Origin of the sequence: Streptomyces sp. NPDC046887, from assembly GCF_040644755.1 — a bacterium.
Classification (GTDB): domain Bacteria; phylum Actinomycetota; class Actinomycetes; order Streptomycetales; family Streptomycetaceae; genus Streptomyces; species Streptomyces lichenis.
Window position 1 is genome coordinate 1 of the sequence record NZ_JBEYXH010000009.1, and the last position, 20595, is coordinate 20595.

The 20595-nt window shown below is 73.1% G+C and carries 16 protein-coding genes; 5 read left to right on the plus strand and 11 right to left on the minus strand.

What is annotated here, in order from left to right; translation table 11 throughout:
* Nucleotides 1–505: 505 nt before the first annotated feature.
* Together ABZ945_RS11570 and lepA are read right to left on the minus strand one after the other, a co-directional pair.
* The gene (locus ABZ945_RS11570) at nucleotides 506–2395 is read right to left on the minus strand and encodes a long-chain fatty acid--CoA ligase (RefSeq protein ID WP_361267154.1); all 1890 of its coding nucleotides are present in this window, start codon (nucleotides 2393–2395) and stop codon (nucleotides 506–508) included.
* A gap of 573 nt (nucleotides 2396–2968) precedes the next feature.
* The gene (lepA, locus tag ABZ945_RS11575) at nucleotides 2969–4843 is read right to left on the minus strand and encodes a translation elongation factor 4 (RefSeq protein ID WP_361267156.1); all 1875 of its coding nucleotides are present in this window, start codon (nucleotides 4841–4843) and stop codon (nucleotides 2969–2971) included.
* Between the two features lie 307 nt (nucleotides 4844–5150).
* Here lepA and rpsT point away from each other — a divergent pair, with 307 nt between their 5' ends.
* On the plus strand, nucleotides 5151–5417 hold the full coding sequence (gene rpsT / locus ABZ945_RS11580) for a 30S ribosomal protein S20 (protein ID WP_248632114.1): 267 nt from the start codon (nucleotides 5151–5153) through the stop codon (nucleotides 5415–5417).
* A 214-nt stretch (nucleotides 5418–5631) separates the two neighbouring features.
* Here the strand turns inward: rpsT and ABZ945_RS11585 are convergent, their stop codons facing one another.
* Nucleotides 5632–6528, minus strand: coding sequence for a LysR family transcriptional regulator (locus tag ABZ945_RS11585; protein WP_361267158.1), 897 nt, complete (start codon nucleotides 6526–6528; stop codon nucleotides 5632–5634).
* A gap of 100 nt (nucleotides 6529–6628) precedes the next feature.
* On the opposite strand from ABZ945_RS11585, the gene ABZ945_RS11590 reads away from it, so the two are divergent.
* Nucleotides 6629–6982 carry a DoxX family protein gene (locus ABZ945_RS11590; RefSeq protein ID WP_361267450.1) on the plus strand — a complete coding sequence of 118 codons (354 nt, stop codon included), beginning with the start codon at nucleotides 6629–6631 and terminating at the stop codon, nucleotides 6980–6982.
* 24 nt (nucleotides 6983–7006) lie between these two features.
* Here ABZ945_RS11590 and holA read toward each other — a convergent pair whose 3' ends face one another.
* Complete coding sequence (gene holA, locus ABZ945_RS11595; protein ID WP_361267160.1) at nucleotides 7007–7993, minus strand: DNA polymerase III subunit delta; 987 nt, start codon at nucleotides 7991–7993, stop codon at nucleotides 7007–7009.
* Between the two features lie 51 nt (nucleotides 7994–8044).
* Nucleotides 8045–9037: an alpha/beta hydrolase gene (locus ABZ945_RS11600; protein WP_361267162.1), complete on the minus strand. Its 993-nt coding sequence runs from the start codon at nucleotides 9035–9037 to the stop codon at nucleotides 8045–8047.
* Between the two features lie 224 nt (nucleotides 9038–9261).
* Between ABZ945_RS11600 and ABZ945_RS11605 the strand changes: the two genes are divergently transcribed.
* Both ABZ945_RS11605 and ABZ945_RS11610 read left to right on the plus strand, forming a co-directional pair.
* Nucleotides 9262–9870 (plus strand): GNAT family N-acetyltransferase, encoded by a 609-nt coding sequence (locus ABZ945_RS11605; protein ID WP_361267164.1) that lies wholly within the window; start codon nucleotides 9262–9264, stop codon nucleotides 9868–9870.
* Entirely contained in the window at nucleotides 9867–10742 is an 876-nt protein-coding gene (locus tag ABZ945_RS11610) for a PaaX family transcriptional regulator C-terminal domain-containing protein (protein ID WP_361267166.1), read from the plus strand. Before ABZ945_RS11605 ends, ABZ945_RS11610 begins: the two co-directional genes overlap by 4 nt.
* A 45-nt stretch (nucleotides 10743–10787) precedes the next feature.
* Here the strand turns inward: ABZ945_RS11610 and ABZ945_RS11615 are convergent, their stop codons facing one another.
* Entirely contained in the window at nucleotides 10788–11033 is a 246-nt protein-coding gene (locus ABZ945_RS11615; RefSeq protein ID WP_248632107.1) for a hypothetical protein, read from the minus strand.
* A gap of 158 nt (nucleotides 11034–11191) precedes the next feature.
* Here ABZ945_RS11615 and ABZ945_RS11620 point away from each other — a divergent pair, with 158 nt between their 5' ends.
* Nucleotides 11192–11647 (plus strand): pyridoxamine 5'-phosphate oxidase family protein, encoded by a 456-nt coding sequence (locus ABZ945_RS11620; RefSeq protein WP_361267168.1) that lies wholly within the window; start codon nucleotides 11192–11194, stop codon nucleotides 11645–11647.
* A 48-nt stretch (nucleotides 11648–11695) separates the two neighbouring features.
* Here ABZ945_RS11620 and ABZ945_RS11625 read toward each other — a convergent pair whose 3' ends face one another.
* The 5 genes from ABZ945_RS11625 to leuS all read right to left on the minus strand — a co-directional run bounded on the left by ABZ945_RS11625 (nucleotide 11696) and on the right by leuS (nucleotide 20510).
* Nucleotides 11696–14332 (minus strand): ComEC/Rec2 family competence protein, encoded by a 2637-nt coding sequence (locus tag ABZ945_RS11625; protein ID WP_361267170.1) that lies wholly within the window; start codon nucleotides 14330–14332, stop codon nucleotides 11696–11698.
* A gap of 209 nt (nucleotides 14333–14541) precedes the next feature.
* Nucleotides 14542–15201, minus strand: coding sequence for a ComEA family DNA-binding protein (locus ABZ945_RS11630; protein ID WP_361267172.1), 660 nt, complete (start codon nucleotides 15199–15201; stop codon nucleotides 14542–14544).
* A gap of 494 nt (nucleotides 15202–15695) precedes the next feature.
* Entirely contained in the window at nucleotides 15696–16544 is an 849-nt protein-coding gene (locus tag ABZ945_RS11635; RefSeq protein ID WP_361267174.1) for a DegV family protein, read from the minus strand.
* Between the two features lie 73 nt (nucleotides 16545–16617).
* Nucleotides 16618–17457, minus strand: a complete 840-nt coding sequence (locus tag ABZ945_RS11640) for a hypothetical protein (protein WP_361267176.1) — start codon at nucleotides 17455–17457, stop codon at nucleotides 16618–16620.
* 182 nt (nucleotides 17458–17639) lie between these two features.
* The gene (gene leuS / locus ABZ945_RS11645) at nucleotides 17640–20510 is read right to left on the minus strand and encodes a leucine--tRNA ligase (RefSeq protein ID WP_361267178.1); all 2871 of its coding nucleotides are present in this window, start codon (nucleotides 20508–20510) and stop codon (nucleotides 17640–17642) included.
* Nucleotides 20511–20595 lie beyond the last annotated feature (85 nt).

The following is a 20595-nucleotide window of genomic DNA, read 5'->3' on the forward strand; positions in this document are numbered from 1 at the left end:
TGCGGATCTACGGCTCGGGGGACGCGACCGGGAACGAGAAGGACGCGCTGCGGGCGCTGGTGGCGCCGGCCGCCCACCCCCTCCGCCGCTCACCAGCCCCGCCCCCGCCCCCACGCCGACCGTTCACTCCCGTCGACAACGACCTATGGCCGAAAACAGCCCCTCCCCCGGCCTCCGGAGCGGACCCCCCACAGCCGGGGCGGATCCCGTACACCGGGGGCGGCGCAACGCGCAGGAGCCGGGGGCAACGCGCCACCGACCGCCCCGATGGGACACCGACGGACCCGGAGGGACCGCGACGGGCCCGGAGGAACACCGGAGGAACCGAAGGACCCGGACGAACACCGAAGGACCCGGAGGAACACCGGAGGAACACCGAAGGACCCGGAGGGCGGCGCAACGGAGGTGGCGCAAAGTGGGCGGCACAACGGGAGGGGGCGCGGCACAAGTCCCCGCCCCCTCCCGCGTGTCCTCCTCCCGCGTGTCCCCGCCCCCCTTCGCGTCCTCAGCCCTCCTTGGTGCCCGCGTACATGTCCTCGATGAGGTGCTTGTACTCGCGCTCCACGACCGGACGCTTCAACTTCAGGCTCGGGGTCAGCTCGCCGTGCTCGATGTCCAGGTCACGCGGCAGCAGCCGGAACTTCTTGATCGTCTGCCAGCGCTGGAGGCCCTCGTTGAGCTGGTCCACATATCCCTGGACCAGGGCGTCGGCCTGCGGGGTGGCGACCACCTCCGCGTACGACTTGCCGCCCAGGCCGTTCTCCTCCGCCCAGCCGAGCAGGGCCGGTTCGTCCAGCGCGATCAGGGCGGTGCAGAAGTTCCGGTCGGCGCCGTGCACCAGGATGTTGGAGACGTACGGGCAGACCGCCTTGAACTGGCCCTCGACCTCGGCGGGCGCGATGTACTTGCCGCCGGAGGTCTTGATCAGGTCCTTCTTGCGGTCGGTGATCCGCAGATAGCCGTCGACGGACAGCTCGCCGATGTCCCCGGTGTGGAACCAGCCGTCCGACTCCAGCACCTCGGCCGTCTTCTCCGGCAGCCCGTGGTAGCCCTCCATGATCCCGGGGCCGCGCAGCAGGATCTCGCCGTCGTCGGCGATCCGCACCTCGGTGCCGGGCAGCGGCTTGCCGACCGTGCCGGTGCGGTAGGCCTCGCCCGGGTTGACGAAGGACGCGGCGCTGGACTCGGTGAGGCCGTAGCCCTCCAGGATGTGGATGCCGGCGCCGGAGAAGAAGTAGCCGATGTCGGGGGCGAGCGCGGCGGAGCCGGACACGGCCGCGCGCAGCCGGCCGCCGAAGGCCTCGCGGAGCTTGGAGTAGACCAGGGCGTCGGCCACCTTGTGCTTGGCGCCGAGGCCGAACGGCACACTGGCGCTGCCGGTGCGGCGGTAGTTGTCCTGGCTGGTCTTCGCGTACTCGCGGGCGACCTCGGCGGCCCACTGGAAGATCTTGTACTTGGCGCCGCCGCCGGCCCGGGCCTTGGCCGCGACCCCGTTGTAGACCTTCTCGAAGATCCGCGGGACGGCGGCCATATAGGTCGGCTGGACCACCGGCAGGTTCTCGATGATCTTGTCGACCCGGCCGTCGACCGCGGTGACGTGACCGACCTCGATCTGCCCGGAGGTCAGCACCTTGCCGAAGACATGGGCCAGCGGCAGCCACAGGTACTGCACGTCCTCGGCGGTGACCAGCCCGGTGGCCGCTATGGCCTTGGCCATGTACGACCAGTTGTCGTGCGGCAGCCGCACACCCTTGGGCCGGCCGGTGGTGCCGGAGGTGTAGATCACGGTGGCGAGCTGGTCCGCGGTGATCGCGCCGACCCGCTCCCGTACCGCCTCGGGGTGCTGCTCCAGGTAGTCCCGGCCGCGCTTCTCCAGATCGGCGAGGGAGAGCACCCAGCCCGCCGGGTCGTCCCCGGCCACCTCGACGCCCTCGTTGTCGATGACGACGACATGGGCGAGATGCGGCAGGTCGGCGCGGCGCTCACGGGCCTTGGCCAGCTGCGCGGCGTCCTCCGCGATCAGCACCCGGCTCTCGGAGTCGGCCAGGAGGTACGAGGACTCCTCGGCGTTGGTCTGCGGGTAGACCGTGGTGGTGGCGGCACCGGCGCACATCACGCCCAGGTCCGAGAGGATCCACTCCACCCGGGTCCCCGAGGCGAGCGCGATCCGCTCCTCGGCCTGTACGCCGAGGTCGATCAGACCCGCCGCGATCGCGAAGACCCGCTCGGCCGCCTGCTCCCAGCTGAGCGACCGCCACTCGTCCGGCCCCTGGCCGGAGGGCGCGGGAACCGGGTAGCGGTACGCCTCCGCGTTCGGAGTCTTCGCCACGCGCTCCAGGAAGAGTGCCGCCACCGAGGGCGGGCGGTTCTCGATCAGGGTCTGTGTGTCGCTCACGGCGTCCTCCGGGCGGCTTGCGGCTCTGGGCTGCACGTCGAGTGGGCTCTGGGCTGCACGTCGAGATTGTTAACTGGCGAGTAACCCTCGGGCGGCCAGGTTAGAGGGCCGGGGTCCGACACGTAAGGGGCTGCGGCCCGGCGCTTGGTTCCCTCTTCATAACGCTTCACCTCATATCGCTTCACCGTCTCCCGTGCCGCTGCTCCGTGTCTGCTGCGCGCTTCCCTGTCTGCTGTGCGCTGTCCCCCCCTGCCTGTCTGCTGTGCGCTGTCCCCCCGCCCGCGCCCCCTTCCTCTTTGGGCAACGAAAAAAGTGCGGCCATCGTGCCGGAGTGGCCCGGAGTGGCGAGGACTCGCCACGTACCGGAGTTGGCGAGCGGGCCCTGCGGGCCGGTCGATGGGGGAACGGGCGGATGGGCCGGGGAGTGCCGTGGTGGCGACCATCCGCCACGACGGGCGCCACCGCGAGTGCCACCGCGTCATGCGGCGAGCGCCCGCCCCTGGGTGAGGGACGGGCGCTCGGAAGCACGGCCGGGCTGTATGCCCCGGCGGGCGGGATGCCCCGGTGGGCGGGCTACTTCTTGGTCTTGCCGCCGCCCGCGGAGTCGTCGCTGGACAGCACCGCGATGAAGGCCTCCTGGGGGACCTCCACCGAGCCGACCATCTTCATCCGCTTCTTGCCTTCCTTCTGCTTCTCCAGCAGCTTCCGCTTACGGGAGATGTCACCGCCGTAGCACTTGGCGAGGACGTCCTTGCGGATGGCGCGGATGGTCTCGCGGGCGATCACCCGGGAGCCGATGGCGGCCTGGATCGGCACCTCGAAGGCCTGGCGCGGGATGAGCTCCCGCAGCTTGGCGACGAGCCGCACCCCGTACGCGTACGCGGCGTCCTTGTGGGTGATGGCGGAGAAGGCGTCCACCTTGTCGCCGTGGAGGAGGATGTCCACCTTCACCAGGGAGCTGGCCTGCTCGCCGGTGGGCTCGTAGTCGAGCGAGGCGTAGCCGCGGGTCTTGGACTTCAGCTGGTCGAAGAAGTCGAAGACGATCTCGGCGAGGGGGAGCGTGTAGCGGATCTCGACCCGGTCCTCGGAGAGGTAGTCCATGCCGAGCAGGGTGCCGCGCCGGGTCTGGCAGAGCTCCATGATCGAGCCGATGAACTCGCTCGGCGCGAGGATGGTGGCCCGGACCACCGGCTCGTACACCTCGCCGATCTTGCCCTCGGGGAACTCGCTGGGGTTGGTGACGGTGTGCTCGGTGCCGTCCTCCATGAGTACCCGGTAGACCACGTTGGGCGCGGTGGCGATCAGGTCGAGCCCGAACTCGCGCTCCAGCCGCTCGCGGATCACGTCCAGGTGGAGCAGGCCGAGGAAGCCGACCCGGAAGCCGAAGCCGAGCGCGGCGGAGGTCTCCGGCTCGTAGACCAGGGCGGCGTCGTTGAGCTGGAGCTTGTCCAGGGCGTCGCGCAGCTCGGGGTAGTCGGAGCCGTCCAGCGGGTAGAGGCCGGAGAACACCATCGGCTTGGGGTCCTTGTAGCCGCCCAGCGCGTCGGTGGCGCCCTTGTGCTGCTGGGTGATGGTGTCGCCGACCTTGGACTGGCGGACGTCCTTCACACCGGTGATCAGGTAGCCGACCTCCCCGACGCCGAGGCCGTCGGCGGGCAGCATCTCCGGGGAGTTGGTGCCGATCTCCAGCAGCTCGTGGGTGGCGCCGGTGGACATCATCCGGATGCGCTCGCGCTTGTTGAGCTGGCCGTCGACCACCCGGACGTAGGTGACGACACCGCGGTACGAGTCGTAGACCGAGTCGAAGATCATCGCGCGGGCGGGCGCGTCGGCGACGCCGACCGGGGCGGGCACGTCCTGGACGACCCGGTCGAGCAGCGCCTCGACGCCGAGGCCGGTCTTGGCGGAGACCCGCAGCACGTCGTCGGGGTCGCAGCCGACCAGGTTGGCCAGCTCCTCGGCGAACTTCTCCGGCTGGGCGGCCGGGAGGTCGATCTTGTTGAGCACCGGGACGATGGTGAGGTCGTTCTCCATCGCCAGGTAGAGGTTGGCGAGGGTCTGCGCCTCGATGCCCTGGGCGGCGTCCACCAGCAGGACCGTGCCCTCGCAGGCGGCCAGGGAGCGCGAGACCTCGTAGGTGAAGTCGACGTGCCCCGGCGTGTCGATCATGTTGAGGATATGGGTGCTGCCCTGGCCGTCGCCGCTGGTGGGCGCCCACGGCAGCCGGACGGCCTGGGACTTGATCGTGATGCCGCGCTCGCGCTCGATGTCCATCCGGTCGAGGTACTGGGCGCGCATCTGCCGCTGCTCGACCACACCGGTCAGCTGAAGCATCCGGTCGGCGAGTGTGGACTTGCCGTGGTCGATGTGCGCGATGATGCAGAAGTTGCGGATCAGCGCCGGGTCGGTACGGCTCGGCTCCGGCACATGGGTAGGGGTCGCGGGCACGCAGGGTCCTGATTCTCGAGACGCCGGGCGCTGCCGGGGGTCTCTGCTCGGGTCGACGTCGGATCGATACGTAGGTTCCATGGTCCCACGGACGGCGGCGGGCCCTGGGTACGGGCCGCGCGGGCTGCGGTTCGGGGTGCGGGGGCTTGGGTTCGCGGCCGTGGGGGGAGCGTGGGTTCGCGGCCGTGGCCGGCTGCGGTTTGGGCCGTTCGGACGCCGACTGCTAGCCTGGGCAGCTGTGTCTTCTGGCCCCTCTCGGCCGGCGGACGCGTCGATCAAATCCTTACGAACCTGAAAAGGCTCTTTCGTGGCGAACATCAAGTCCCAGATCAAGCGGAACAAGACGAACGAGAAGGCGCGGCTGCGCAACAAGGCCGTGAAGTCCTCGCTCAAGACCGCGATCCGCAAGGCCCGCGAGGCCGCCGCCTCGGGTGACGTCGAGAAGGCCACCACGGCCGCTCGCGCCGCCACCCGTCAGCTGGACAAGGCTGTCTCGAAGGGTGTCATCCACAAGAACGCCGCCGCCAACAAGAAGTCGGCGCTGGCTTCCAAGGTCGCCACCCTGCAGGGCTGAGCTCACGCTCTGACTGCTTCTGATGTGACAACCGCCGGTACGGACCAAGCGGGCCCTCTCATCCGCTCCTGACCGGCACCCTGCGTCATACGCGACTGCGTTCGCCACGCGGGTATGGCGCACACTTCTTGATCCGCGAGGCCCCGGTCGCCGTCCTTCCCCAGGACGGTGGCCGGGGCCTTCGGCATGCGGGCGGGAGTTTTTCGGTCGCCGGTCACGGGGCCGGTACGGCTTCCAGGCAGCTGCGGACGAAGTCCTGTACGACGGGGTCGTGGTCGTGGGCGGGTGCCCAGGCGACGCCCACCCGGCTCGGGCCGATGCCGCGCACCGGGCGGTAGACCACGCCGGGGCGGGCGTAGAAGCGGGCGGCCGAGGCGGGCGCGAGCGCGATCCCGTAGCCGTTGGCGATGGCGCTCAGCCAGTCGTCCGGCAGGTCGGTCACCGCGCCGATACGCACGGGCCGGCCCTGGCGCTCGTCGGCGGCCAGCCAGTGGTCGCGCCACCAGCCGGACTCGGCGGGGGCGGCGACGAACGGCTCGTCCAGAAGTTCGCGGAAGTCGATCACCTCGCGGTCGGCGAGCGGGTGCCCGGCGGCGAGCGCCACCCAGCGGTCCTCGCTGAACAGCTCGGCCGTGCGCAGTGCCTCCTGGCCGGGGAAGGGCAGCCGGAGCAGTGCCGCGTCGACCTCTCCGTCGGCCAGTCCGGCGGTGGGCTCGGACCAGGCGGCCTGCCGCATCTCCACTCGCCAGTCCGGTCGCCGTGCGGTGAAGGCGGCCACGATGTCCGGGGTGGCCTCGTTGGCGGCGCTGGCCAGGAAACCGACCCGCAGCACCCGGGCGGCCCGGGCGGCCGCGGCCTTGGTCTCCCGTACCGTCCGGTCCCAGGCCGCCAGCAGGTCCGGTACCCGCTCGGCGAGGGCGCGGCCGGGCCCGGTGAGGGCCATCCCGGTACGGGAGCGGGTGAACAGCCGGACGCCGAGCTGGGTCTCCAGTTGCCGGATCTGCTTGGTCAGCGCGGGCTGCGAGACGAACAGCTCCTCGGCGGCGCGGGTGAGGGTGCCCGTCTCGGCGACGGCGGTGAAGTAGCGGAGCAGCCGGGTGTCCACATCCATGCCTCCAGGTTATGGACGCAGGTATTGGACGGGGTGCCGGGGGCCTGGGGAGGGTGGTGGTGACCCTGTGGGAGACCTGGACCTGGCGGAAGGCACCTCGATGTATCCGGCGTTTGTGATCGTCACCCTTGTCACCGTGCTGGCCAACGCCGCGATCGCCGTGGCGGATCTGCGCGGGGCCGGCTTTGTGCTGGCCAACTCGGCGGAGGTCGGGGTTCCGCGCGGCTGGCTGTGGTGGCTGGGCGCGCTGAAGGGGGCGGGGGCGGCCGGGCTGCTGCTCGGCCTGCTGGGGGTGGTGTGGGTGGGTGAGGCGGCGGCGGTGGGGCTGGTGCTGTTCTTCATGGGCGCGGTGATCGCCCATGTGCGCGCCGGGGTGTACCGGAACATGGCGTTCCCGGGCGGCTTTCTGTGCCTGGCCGTGGCGGTGCTGGTGCTGGGCGCGGCCGCCCGCTGAGTCGGTGCTGCTTCGGCGGGTGGCTCAGCGGCGGGGGCGGGCGGCGTGGGCGATGGCGACGACGGCCTTCTCCAGGGCGTATTCCGGGTCGTCGCCGCCGCCCTTGACCCCGGCGTCGGCCTCGGCGACGGCGCGCAGGGCGGTGGCGACGCCGTCGGGGGTCCAGCCGCGCATCTGCTGCCGTACCCGGTCGATCTTCCACGGCGGCATGCCCAGCTCGCGGGCGAGGTCGGCCGGGCGGCCGCCGCGCGCCGAGGAGAGCTTGCCGATCGCCCGGACGCCCTGGGCGAGGGCGCTGGTGATCAGTACGGGGGCGACGCCGGTGGCCAGCGACCAGCGCAGCGCCTCCAGGGCCTCGGCGGCGCGGCCCTCCACCGCCCGGTCGGCGATGGTGAAGCTGGAGGCCTCGGCGCGGCCGGTGTAGTAGCGGCCCACCACGGCCTCGTCGATGGTGCCCTCGACATCGGCGGTGAGCTGGGAGACGGCGGACGCCAGCTCGCGCAGGTCGCTGCCGATCGCGTCGACCAGCGCCTGGCAGGCCTCCGGAGTCGCGGACCTGCCCAGGGTGCGGAACTCCCCGCGGACGAAGGTCAGCCGCTCGGCCGGCTTGGTGGTCTTGGGGCAGGCCACCTCGCGTGCCCCGGCCTTGCGGGCCGCGTCGAGCAGGCCCTTGCCCTTGGCGCCGCCCGCGTGGAGCAGCACCAGGGTGATCTCCTCGGCGGGGGCGGCGATATAGGCCTTCACGTCCTTGACCGTGTCGGCGGAGAGGTCCTGGGCGTTCCGCACGACCAGGACCTTGCGCTCGGAGAACAGGGACGGGCTGGTCAGCTCGGCGAGCGTGCCGGGCTGGAGCTGGTCGGAGGTGAGATCGCGGACGTCCGTGTCGGCGTCGGCCGCCCGCGCCGCGGCCACCACCTGCTGCACCGCCCGGTCCAGGAGCAGGTCCTCCTGCCCCACGGCGAGGGTGAGGGGGGCGAGGACGTCGTCGGTCTGGTTCTTTCTGCTGGCCATCGCTGCCCAGCATCCCACGCCCCACTGACATCCCGTTCGGGGGCGGTTCCCTCAGGGGCCCGGATTGCTTCTGGGGCGGGCGCGCTTGAGGAACTGCCGCTGGTCGTCCAGGAAGCCGTCCGCGAAGAGCGAGCGGGGGGAGAAGAGCGCGGTGAGTACGGTCCTGGCCTCCGACTGCTCGATGGACTGCTTGAGCAGCGAGTGGGTCGCCTGCGGGTAGTGCTCGACCGTGAGCGCGCCGCCCGGGCCCAGTACCTCGCGGTAGACGCGCTCCGTGTCGGCGGTGTCGACGTTGATGTCCTGGCCCGCGAGGGTCAGCAGCACCGGTATGCCGCGCAGGGCGCTCAGGTCGTGGGTGGCGTCCGCGGTGTGGTTTCTGGCGATGAAGCCCCAGCGGTCGGCGGTCATGCCGTCCGTGTCACCGTGCGTGGCCTTCACGTACTCCTCGAAGGTCGCCCGGCGTTCCAGCAGTCGGCGGGTGGTGTCGCTCCTGGCGATCGCGGCCCGGGTACGGGCCGCCGACGCGCCGTCGGCGCGCAGCTCGGCGAGGAGGTTGTAGCGGCCCTGCCGGAGCCAGTTGATCGCGGGCGAGACGGCGATGACGAAACTCACCGGGGTCCTGGACGCGATCTTCGGCAGGACCCAGCCCGCCTGGCTGGCGCCCCAGAGCCCGATCCGGTCGCCGTCGATGTCCGGGCGGGCGCGCGCCCAGGCGATGGCGGCGGCCGCCTCGTCGGCCCGGTCGTCCATGGACTGGTCGAGCCAGTCGCCGGGGGCACCGGCGACGCCGGGCTTGTCCCAGGACAGGGTGGCGTAACCGGCTTGGGCGTTGGCTTCCCACAGGGGCTGGTAGCCGTCCTCGTGGGTGGCGTCGACGGGGCCGTCGCCGTGGATGTACACGACCAGGCCGTGGCGCTTGCGGCCGTCCCTGGGGGTGGCCAGTACGCCGTGGAGGGTGTGGCCGCCGTGGCGGATCGAGACCCGCTGCTGGTCCATGTCGTAGGAGTGCTGCCACAGCACCGCGCCGGCGAGCCCGGCGGCCACGACCAGGACTATGACGAGCGCGTACACGGCGACGCGGAGCCCGCGCCGCCGGGGTCGGGTTTTCGGACACATGGGAGGAGACCGCCTCTGTTCAGCCGCGTACCGGGAGGTGAAACTATCACCAGCAGAACGGTCGTAGTAAATTTGATAGATTTGGTGTTCCGAGAGGGAGTAGAGAGGGAGGGAACGGCGTGGAAGCTGACGCGAGATCCGGGACCGGATCTGTGGCGGTCCGGCGAGGTGTTCCGGCCGGGGCCGAGCGGCGGGCGGCCGAGCTGTACTGGGACGCCTTCGGCCGCAAACTCGGTCCCGCGCTGAACCCGCCGGGCAAGGCGGTGCCCTTCATCGCCGCCCATCTGAACGCCGACCGCGCGGTCTGCGCGCTCCTCGACGGGCGGCTCGTCGGCCTCGCCGGCTACCAGCTCGGTGGGCGGGCCCTCACCGGGGGATCGGCATCGGACGTGCTGCGGGTGTACGGATACGTCGGAGGGCTGCGCCGGCTCCCGCTCCTGGCTCTGTTCGAGCGCCGGCCGGCCCCCGGGCAGCTCGTGATGGACGGCATCGCCGTCGACCCGGAGCTACGCGGCCTCGGTGTCGGAAGCCTGCTGATCGAAGAGGTGGCCGCCGTCGCGGCGGAGCAGGGCTGCCGGGAGATCCGACTGGACGTGATAGACACCAACCCGCGTGCCAGAGCCCTCTACGAGCGGCGGGGCTTCACGGCCGTACGGACCGAGTCCACGCCCTACCTCCGCGGGCTGCTGGGGTTCGGCGCCGTGACCACCATGCACCGCCCCGTCGGGACGGACGGGCCGAGAGGACCGCGCACACCGTGACCGACCACGTCGAGATCCCCACCCGCCTGCTGGTCCACGCGCTGATCCGGGAGGACGGTACGGTCAGCGCGGACGAGCTGTACACCGTCGCCGGGACCCTCGGGATGAGTGACCAGCAGGTGCGGCTGTGCATCAAGCGCCTGGTGGCCGAGGACCGGTTCAGCCACGAGGGCCGCGGTCGCCGAGCGGTTCTGCACGCCACCGAGGACACCGCGCGGGCACTGGCTCCCCACACGGACTTCCTGCGGCACGCGTTCCGCCAGGACGCCGGGCTCGCCCCCTGGGACGGCGTCTGGCATCTGGCCGCCTTCGCCGTGCCCGAGTCGTCGCGCACCGCCCGGGACGCCCTGCGCGAGACCCTTGTGCACCTCGGCGGCGCCCCGCTCCAGGGCGGACTGTACGTCTGCGCCAACGCCTGGGAACCGTATGTCGAGGACGCCGCGCACCGCCTCGGCGTCCACGGTGCGCTCACCCTCCTCAGCACGACCGACCTGCGCAGGGGCGAGGTCCGGGAGCCCGCCGAACTCGTCCGCGACCTGTGGCCCCTCCAGGAGATCGCCGACCGCTACCACCGCCTCGGCCGCATCGCCCGGCCCCGTCTCGGCCGGCTCACCGGCTCCGCCGCACTCCCCCCGACCGAACTGCTCACCATCGCCGTCGAGCTGGCGGCCGAACTCACCCGCGCCATGGAGCCCGACCCCCTGCTGCCGCCCCAGCTCCTGCCCCAGCCCTGGCCCGGCACCCAGGCCCGGGAGCTCATCGCCCGGTGCTGGGCGGCCCTGCCCGAGCACGGCCATGGCGAGGCCCGCCCGGTCCTGTTCCGCCGGTACGCCGACATCACCCGGGAGGCGGCGGAGCGGGCCGCACGCTGAGGAGGCGGCCGCCGGTACGGGCGGTCCGCCGTCCCGCGCCCCGCCTCAGGGCTCCTCGCGCCAGCCGTCCCAGCGGGCGGCGAACTCGTCCAGTTCGGCGGCGACCAGCCGCCCGTCCGGGTCCTCCAGTACCAGCAGCCACTGGGCGTCCTCGGCGTCGTCCTCCCCGGCGAGGGCGTCGCGCACCAGCTGCGGTTCCTCGGTGACCCCGAACCGCTCCCCCACTTCCTCCGCCGCCTCCTCGGCGGCGTCCCGGTCGGGCAGTACCAGCACATGTCTCAGATCGCTCACCGGACCATTGTCGCCATGCCGATCGCGCCGCCGGTCCGGCCCCGGCGACCGCCCGGGGGTCGGACGGCTGCCGGGGGTCGGACGGCTGCCCGGGGGTCGGACGACCTAGGACCGCCGCCCGATGTGCGAGGGCCCGGACCGCGCCTACCGTGCCGATCATGACGAACCGGGAGCCGGCGCGTACCGCCGAGCAGCGCAAGCGGGACACCCTGAAGCGGCTGGAGAACGACGAGGACGTATGGGTGGCGACCGCTTCGGCCGCGGGGGATCCGGTGCTGGTGCCGCTCTCCTTCGTCTGGGACGGTGCCACCCTCCTGATGTCGACCAAGCGCACCAACCCCACGGCCCGCAACCTGACCCCGCGGGGCACGGTGGTGCTGAGTCTGGGGCACACCCGTGACGTGGTGCTGATCGACGGGGTCGCGGAGGCGGTCGAGGCGGCGGACCTGGAAGGCTCCTCGGCGGACGCCCTCGCGGCCAAGCTCGGCTGGGACCCGAGGGACCTGGCCGCCTGGGTCTATCTGCGGGTGACCCCGCGGAGGGTGAGGGCCTGGCGCGAGGCGAACGAGATCGCCGGCCGCACGCTGATGCGCGAGGGTGCCTGGCTGGTGTGACCTGAGCGGAGCCGGTCCGTACGGTCTCCGCCCTCGCCGGCCGGGCGCTCACGGCGGTGCCGCCGGCCCGCGTGGCACGGCGCGGAGGCCTTGCTCGCCCGTGGTCACGGCGATCGCCCCATGGTCGCTGGTGCTCAGCACCGCCGCTCCCCCGGCGCCCAGCGCGGTCATGGTGCGCGGGGCGGGATGCCCATAGGAGTTGTCCCGGCCCGCCGACACCAGCGCCAGCCGGGGGCGCGCCCGTTGCAGCAGCTCCGGATCCTGGTGGGCCGAGCCGTGGTGGGCGACCTTGAGCACGTCGACGGCCGGCAGGCGGGGGTGGGCCCGGAGCAGCGCCTGCTGGGCGGGCGGCTCCAGGTCGCCGAGGAGCAGCAGACTCAGGCCTCCGGCGGTGCGCACCAGCAGGGTGACGCTGGAGTCGTTGGGTTCGGGGTGGGGCGATGAGGGGTCCCACCCCGGGGACGGTGGGGACGGCAGGGGCGGCCACAGTACGTGCCAGTCCAGCGGGCCCAGTCGACGGCGTTCGCCTGCCACCGCCCGCACCACCGGGACACCGGCGGCGGCCGCGGTCCGGTGGACGAACTCCGCCTGTTCCGGGGGCTGTCGCAGGCCGGTGGTCTGGATGGCACCGACCTGCCTGCCGTCCAGCACGCCCGGCAGCCCTCGCACATGGTCGGCGTGGAAGTGCGTGAGCACCAGGAACGGGACGCGGTGGACGCCCAGTTCGGTGAGGCAGCCGTCGACGAGCCGCGGGTCGGGGCCCGCGTCCACCACCAGCGCCTGGCCCGGGCCGGCCGCCAGCACCAGGGCGTCGCCCTGGCCGACATCGCATATCGCGGCCACCCAGCCCGGTGGCGGCCAGCCGGTGAGCAGCCGGACCACCGGCGGGGGACGGAGTACGGCGAGGAGTAGCAGGATCACACAGGCGCTCACCGCCCAGGCCCGGTGGCGTATCCGCCGTACCGCGACCAGCGCGAGCAGGGTGGCCAGGGCGAGCAGCAGACCGCCGCCCCATCCGCCGGGCCAGGCGGCCTCCGCTCCGGGCAGGGCGGCCCCGGCCCGGGCGATGGACGCGATCCACCCGGCCGGCCAGCCGGCGCAGACGGCCACCCAGCCGGCCAGCGTCCCGGAGACCGGCGCCGTGGCCAGGGTGGCGAACCCCAGGATGGTGGCCGGGGCCACCGCGAGCTCGGCGAGCAGGTTGCAGGGGATGGCGACCAGGCTCATCCGGCCGGCGAAGACGACCACCACGGGCGCGCAGACGGCCTGTGCCGCCGCGGCCGCCGCCAGCGCCTCCGCCAGGCGCCCGGGGACGCCCCGCCGCCGCAGGGCGGCGCTCCATCGGGGCGCGAGGGTGAGCAGGGCGCCGGTGGCGAGCACCGACAGCAGGAAGCCGTACCCGCGTGCCAGCCAGGGGTTCCACAGCACCAGCAGCAGCACGGCGGCGGCCAGCGCGGGCAGCAGGGAGCGGCGGCGCCCGGTGGCGATGGCGAGCAGGGTGATCAGTCCGCAGGCGGCGGCGCGCAGCACGCTCGGTTCGGGGCGGCAGACGAGGACGAAGGCGAGGGTGAGCAGCCCGCCGAGGAGCGCGGTGCCGCGCAGGGTGATGCCCAGCCGGGGCGCCAGGCCTCCGCGTTCGGCCCGCAGGGCGCGGCCGGGCGGCCCGATGAGCAGCAGCAGGACGATGCTGAGGTTGCTTCCGCTGACGGCGAGAAGGTGGAGCAGGTCGGTCGCTTCGAAGGCGTGGTGCAGGTCGTCCGGGATCCGGGAGGTGTCGCCGACGACGAGCCCCGGCAGCAGGGCACGGGCGTCCGGGGGCAGGTGGTCGGTGGCGTCGCGCAGCCCGGCGCGGAGCTCTCCGGCCGTGCGCTGGAGTCGGGTCGGCGCGCCGGTGACGACCGGTCCCGCCGCGTCGGGCCGCAGCACGGCCGCGTATCGGCCGCCCTGCTCACCGGGTGGTTCCAGGCGTCCGCTGAGCCGTAGCCGGGTGGAGGGGAGCAGTGGGCGCCACCGCTGCTGGGCGGTGAAGGTCATCACCAGGACGGGGGTGCGGACCCGGGTCGGAGGGCGGGTGCCGTTGGCGCTCTCGACTCTGGTCACCTCGGCGTCGAGCATCACCCCGGGCGGACCGGTCCGCGGGCCGTCCATGACGGGCCGGGTCAGCCGGGGGTCCGAGGTGACGGTCGCCTCCACCGTCACCCTGGCGTGGTGGCCGGCCAGTTCGGGCACCGGCCCCCGGCGCAGGTCGGCGCCGTGCAGTCCGGCGGAGGCGGCTCCGGCGGCCGCGCACAGCAGCACCGCCGCGGCGGCCGTGGCGTTCTGCCGCCACCAAAGGGCACGGAGCCATCCCGCAGGGGTGCGTCCGCGCTGGCCGCCGTTGGGTGCGAAGGGGTCCGGTGAGTCGGCTCGGGTCCGCTCCGTCGAGCCGTTCGGCCTCCCCGAGATGGGACCGGCCGGTCTCCTCCGCCGGGCGGTCAGCAGCAGGGCCAGGGCCGCCGCCGTACAGAGCGCCACGGCGGCGGCCGTCCAGCCGCCGGGGGCGCCGAGCGCGAGCGCCGCCGCGACCCAGGCGGCCACCGCGGGCCCGACCAGCCGCAGATCGACCGGGCCTTCGGCGGGAACCGGGTGTCCGCTCGGCGCACTACCGGGAGCCACGGCACCGGAGACGGCGGCCCGGCGGGCCATCCGGCGAGTTGCCCCCGCCCTGACGGGCGGGACCAAACCCTCTGCCCCACTCGCCGCCGTGCTCGCCGCCGCGGCCCGGCTCACCGACGCTGTCTCGCCCGGACCCTGACCAGCCGACCCGCTCGCCGCCGCACTGACCGCCGCGGCCCGGCTCACCGACGCCGTCTCGCCCTCGCCCACGGCCGGAGGCCCACCGGCAGCCGGCCTGGTCATGGCCGCACCAGCGACTGGAGTTCGGCGAACCGGCGGTCGCCGATGCCGCTCACCTCACGCAGCTGCTCCACCGAGCGGAAGCCGCCGGTCCGCGTGCGATGGTCAACGATCTTCCGGGCGAGGACCGGGCCGACGCCGGGCAGGGTGTCCAACTGCTCGACGGTGGCGGTGCTGAGGCTGATCGGCCCGGTCGGCGCCGCCCCCGTACCGGTGCCGGCCGCCCCCGGCACACTCGGAACCGGCCCGGCCATCGGGGCGGCCGCCTGCGCCGCCGTGCCGACCACGACCTGCTCGCCGTCCAGCAGCACCCGGGCCCGGTTCAGCCCGCTGACGTCGGTGCCGGGGGTGACCCCGCCGGCGGCCCGCAGTGCGTCGGCGACCCGCGATCCGGCGGGCAGCCGCAGCACCCCGGGGTGGCGCACCTCCCCGCCGACGTCGATGACCACCACCGGCAGCGGTCCGGCCGTGGGCGCCGCCGCCCCGGCCGCGACCGGCGGGCGGGACGGGGCCGCGTGGTGCACCACCTCGGGGGCTCGCACCGGCTCCGGGCGGCCCGACCAGAAGTGCCGTCCCGCCAGCACCGCCGCCACCGCGAGGACGACGGCCAGCGCGGCGAGCGTGCGCGGCTCCATACCGCAGCGGGTCTGCACCCACATCGGTAACCGGTCCCGTACCGCCGACCGCCACCGTTCTCCACGGCCGGGCGCCCGCTCGGGCCCTGGTCCCGGCTCCGGCCTCGCCAGGACCCCTTCGGCCGGACCGGGCACCTCGGGTTCCGGTGCCGTGGCGTCAGTCCCGACAACCGGGTCCGGGGGGTGGCGGCGTGGGCCGGGTGGGGCGAAGAGGCCGTCCGCTCGTCGCCGTGCGGCCAGCAGGGCCTCCGCCGTCGTCCGGGCTCGTCCACCACTCTGTCCGCGTCCGCGTCCGCGCCGCAGTCGGCCGTCGGAGCCCGGGGCTCGTCCGGGGCCGCTGGTGGCGCGGCGGCGGACGGTGGAGCCGGTTGTCACGGAACGTGTTCGTACGGTCATGGCTCAGGACGGTAGACGTCGGAGCGGGCCAGCGGGTGGCCGGTCGCGAATCTGTGGATAGGCTCTGGAATGGGGATACTTCGGCCACTCCGGAGAGTGACAGCGAAGGGTGAAGGAGGGGGTCAGCGGGCGGAGACGACCACGCCCAGCAGTCCCGGGCCGGTGTGTGCGCCGATCACCGCCCCCACCTCGCTGACATGCACCTCGTCCAGTCCGGGCACCCGGGCCCGCAGCCGGTCGGCCAGCGCGGCGGCCCGGTCCGGGGCGGCGAGATGGTGGACCGCGATGTCCACGGCACCGCCCGCCGCCGCACGCTCGGCGGCGATCTCCTCCAGCCGGGCGATCGCCTTGGACGCGGTGCGTACCTTCTCCCGCAGCTCGATCCGTCCGCCCTCCAGCTCCAGCAGCGGCTTCACGGCGAGCGCGGAGCCCAGCAGCGCCTGGGCGGCGCCGATGCGCCCGCCGCGCCGCAGATACTCCAGGGTGTCGACGTAGAAGTACGCGGAGGTCCCGGCCGCGCGCTTCTCGGCGGCGGCCGCCACCTCGTCCAGGGCCGCGCCCGCCTCCGCGGCCTCGGCCGCCGCCAGGGCGCAGAAGCCCAGGGCCATCGCCACCATTCCGGTGTCCACCACCCGTACCGGCACCGCGGCGGTGCGGGCGGCCAGCACGGCCGCGTCGTAGGTGCCGGAGAACTCGGCGGACAGATGCAGGGACACGATGCCGATGGCGCCCCGCTCGGCGGCCTGGGCGTAGGCGGCGGCGAAGGTCTCCGGGCTCGGCCGGGAGGTGGTCACCGAGCGCCGCTTCTGCAGGGCGAGGGCGAGCGAGCGAGCCGAGATCTCGGTGCCCTCCTCAAGGGCCTGGTCGCCGAGGACGACGGTCAGCGGGACCGCGGTGATAGCGTGCCGCTCCATCGTCTGAGGCGGCAGGTAGGCCGTGGAATCGGTGACGATCGCGACATGGCGGGACATGACCGGGAGGTTACCCCGCGGCGACCACCGGGCGGCAGGCCACCCCTTACCCGGCCAGCCCCACGTCTCGGACTCAGTTGGTCGTCTCGGGACGGGCCGTCTTCTGCCAGGAGAAGCTCTGCAGCCGCGGGTCGCGCGCGGTGATCGCCTGCGGACCGGCCTCCTCGGACCGGCCCTCCGCCGGATCCCTGCCGTCCGGGCGGCCGGTGGAGTCGCCGACGGCGGGAGCGCCCTCGTCGGCCGGCCAGACCTGCTCGGAGGAGGTGCTCTGCCGTCCGGTGGGGGCCTCCGGCCAGGCGGAGGCAGCGGCGGAACCACCCGTCGCCGCGCCGGAGCCGGTGGCTCCGGTCCCGCTTCCGGGCTCGTCGGTGGCGGCCCAGTGGCGCAGGGCGCCCGCCTCCATGTCGATCTGGGCGCTCAGCGACTCCAGCTCGTCGTCGGCGAACCGCTGCGCCCGGTCGCGGGCGGCCCAGCGCAGCGAGTCGGCCGCGTGCGTGACCTGCTCGGTGCGCCGGCGGACCTCGTCCAGGTGCGCGGCCACCCGGGACCGGTCGGGGTCGCGCTCCATCCGCCGGAGGTCGGCGTCCAGCTCCTTGCCGTGCGCGCTGAGCCGACCGAACAGCGCCAGTGACTCCTTGAGCGAGGCGTCCTCGGCCACCCCCGCCTCCAGGGCGTCCTGGGTGGCGCGCATCGAGGTGCGCAGGGCGAGCCGCAGCCGGGCCAGCTCGGCCGGCGCCCCGGCCTGGCCGTAGCTGCGGGCGCGCAGGGTGGTGTCCTCGACGGTGCGGCGGGCCTGGTCGATGGTGCGGTCCACACCGCGCTTGGCGGCCTTGACCGCCTTGACGCTCAGATAGGCACCCAGCGCGACGAAGGCGACGAAGAGCAGCGCCAGGATCAGGATCGCCTCTGCCATGCCGGTCCCCTCGGTGTGGATGCCCTCGGTGTCGATGCGGCGGGTGTGGGGGACGCGATGCCCAGCCGTGCCGGGAGCGCGTCGCCGCCGCCGTTCTCCACGGTAAACGGAACGGGCGGGCCACAGGTTCCCCTGGAACCCGCAACCCGCCCGTAGGGGTCATCCCTCAGCCATGCACCCGATCACGCCGGGACGATGTTCACCAGCTTCGGCGCCCGGACGATGACCTTCCGGATGCCGGCGCCGCCCAGCGCGGCGACGACGCCCTCGTCCGCCAGGGCCAGGGCCTCCAGCTCGGCGTCGGTGATGGACGGGGCCACCTCCAGCCGGGCCTTGACCTTGCCCTTGATCTGGACCACGCAGGTCACCGTCTCGTCCACCACATACGCCGGGTCGGCGACCGGGAAGTCCCGGTGGACGACGGACTCGGTGTGGCCCAGCTTGCGCCACAGCTCCTCGGCGATGTGCGGGGCCAGCGGGGCGACCAGCAGCACCAGCCGCTCGGCGACGGTGCGGGGCAGCGCGCCGCCCGCCTTGGTCAGGTGGTTGTTCAGCTCGGTGACCTTGGCGATCGCCGTGTTGAAGCGCATCGCGGCCATGTCCTGGGAGACGCCGTCGACCGCCTTGTGCAGGGCGCGCAGGGTTTCCTCGTCGGGCTCGGCGTCGACCACGGTGGTTTCCCCCGTCGCCTCGTCGACGATGTTGCGCCACAGCCGCTGCAGCAGCCGGAACTGGCCGACCACGGCGCGGGTGTCCCAGGGGCGGGAAACGTCCAGCGGGCCCATCGCCATCTCGTACAGCCGCAGCGTGTCGGCCCCGTACTCGGCGCAGATCTCGTCCGGGGTGACCGCGTTCTTCAGGGACTTGCCCATCTTGCCCAGGACACGGCTGACCTTCTCGCCCTGGTAGTAGTAGGCGCCGTCGCGCTCCTCGACCTCGGCGGCGGGCACCGCGATACCGCGTGCGTCGCGGTAGACGAAGGCCTGGATCATGCCCTGGTTGAACAGCTTGTGGAACGGCTCGGCGGAGGAGACGTACCCCAGGTCGAACAGCACCTTGGACCAGAACCGGGCGTACAGCAGGTGCAGTACGGCGTGCTCGGCGCCGCCCACGTACAGGTCGACGCCGCCGTGCGGCTGCCCCTCGCGCGGGCCCATCCAGTAGCGCTCGATCTCCGGGTCGACCAGCGCGGAGTCGTTGTGCGGGTCCAGGTAGCGCAGCTCGTACCAGCAGGAACCGGCCCAGTTGGGCATGGTGTTGGTCTCGCGGCGGTACTTCTTGGGGCCGTCGCCCAGGTCCAGGGTGACGTTGACCCAGTCCTCGTTGCGGGACAGCGGGGTCTCGGGCTGGGTGTCGGCGTCGTCCGGGTCGAAGGTGCGCGGCGAGTAGTCGTCGACCTCGGGCAGCTCCAGCGGCAGCATCGACTCGGGCAGCGGGTGGGCGATGCCGTCCTCGTCGTAGACGATCGGGAAGGGCTCGCCCCAGTAGCGCTGGCGGCTGAACAGCCAGTCGCGCAGCCGGAAGTTGACGGTGCCCTCGCCGATACCGCGTTCGGCCAGCCAGTCCGTGATCCGGGCCTTGGCCTCGACCACGCCCAGCCCGTCCAGGGTGATGTCACCGTGCGCGGAGTTGACCAGCGCGGCGTCGTACGAGGAGAAGGCGTCGTCCCACTCGGCCGGGTCGGTGGAACGGCCGTCGGTGGGCTGGACCACGCAGCGCATCGGCAGCTCGAAGGCGCGGGCGAAGGCGAAGTCGCGGCTGTCGTGCGCCGGGACGGCCATGATCGCCCCGGTGCCGTAGCCCATCAGCACGTAGTCGGCGATGAAGACGGGGACGCGCTCGCCGCTGACCGGGTTGATCGCGTACGCGCCGGTGAAGACACCGGTCTTGTCCTTGGCCTCGGCCTGGCGCTCCACGTCGGACTTGGAAGCGGCCTGCTTGCGGTAGGCGCCCACGGCGTCGGCGGGGGTGGCGTGGCCGCCGGTCCACACCTGGTGGGTGCCCTCGGGCCAGGCGGCCGGGACGATCTTCCCGACCAGCTCGTGCTCGGGCGCCAGCACCATGTAGGTGGCGCCGAACAGGGTGTCCTGACGGGTGGTGAAGACGGTGATGGCGTCGTCCTCGCCGACGGCGAAGTCGACCCGGGCGCCCTCGGAGCGGCCGATCCAGTTGCGCTGCTGCAGCTTGATGGCCTCGGGCCAGTCCAGCGCGTCCAGGTCGTCCAGCAGCCGGTCGGCGTAGGCGGTGATGCGCATGTTCCACTGGCGCAGCTTGGCCTTGAAGACGGGGAAGTTGCCGCGCTCGGAGCGGCCCTCGGCGGTGACCTCCTCGTTGGCCAGTACGGTGCCCAGCCCGGGGCACCAGTTGACCGGGGCGTCCGAGGCGTACGCCAGGCGGTACTCGCCCAGCAGGTCGGCGCGCTCGGCGGCGGTCAGCCCGGCCCAGCTCCGGCCCTCGCCGGGCACCGGGCGCTCACCGCTCTCGAACTGGGCGACCAGCTCGGCGATCGGGCGGGCCTTGGCGGCCTGCTCGTCGTACCAGGAGTCGAAGATCTTCAGGAAGATCCACTGCGTCCACTGGTAGTAGGACGGGTCGATGGTGGCGAACGAGCGGCGCTTGTCATGGCCCAGGCCCAGCCGGCGCAGCTGGATCTTCATATTGGCCATGTTGGCCTCGGTGGAGGTCCGCGGGTGCGTGCCGGTCTGCACCGCGTACTGCTCGGCGGGCAGGCCGAAGGCGTCGAAGCCCAGGGTGTGCAGGACGTTGTGCCCGGTCATCCGCTGGTGGCGGGCGTAGACGTCGGTGGCGATATAGCCCAGCGGGTGCCCCACGTGCAGCCCCGCCCCGGACGGGTACGGGAACATGTCCATGATGAACTTCTTGGGGCGGGCGGCGACCGCCGGGTCCCCGGCCAGGTCACCGGTGGGGTTGGGCGCCTCGTAGGTGCCGTGCGCGTCCCAGAAGTCCTGCCAGCGTGCCTCGATGTCGGCGGCCATCGCCGCCGTGTAACGATGCGGGGCCGCCTGCTCGGCGGCCGGATTCGTCTCGCTCATGATCCTTTAAGCTCCATCGGGGTCGTCTCTGCCCACCGCCGGCCGGCCTGTGCGCGGAAGTCCGGGCACGGTCCGGGCGCGGAGT